The following is a 258-nucleotide window of genomic DNA, read 5'->3' as shown; positions in this document are numbered from 1 at the left end:
CGTCACAGGTGGAGTTTGTCGCAGCCGAGCGCGTAATACCATTAATTTTAACATTGCCTGACAGCGCCGTACCCTGAGATTTCGCCGGAGAAAAGGAGTTGAAAACGGTGATCATCGCCTGATTACAGGCGTTCATTGCCTGTGCCTGAATAGCGATCCACTGGCCGTCTTGTGTAGAGTTATCAAGCACAATGTCAGATCCGTAAATTGAGCGATATTGCGTCTGATACCAGTCAAGAATCGCATCATAAGTCGGAG

Annotated in this window: 1 pseudogene; it reads right to left on the bottom strand. The window is 48.4% G+C overall.

Annotated elements, in window-relative coordinates:
* Window positions 1-258: pseudogene (locus HK25_RS13155) on the bottom strand (hypothetical protein); the annotation flags it as partial.

Origin of the sequence: Acetobacter sp. DsW_059, assembly GCF_002153695.1 — a bacterium.
Classification (GTDB): domain Bacteria; phylum Pseudomonadota; class Alphaproteobacteria; order Acetobacterales; family Acetobacteraceae; genus Acetobacter; species Acetobacter thailandicus.
This window is presented reverse-complemented; position numbering and strand designations above follow the sequence as displayed.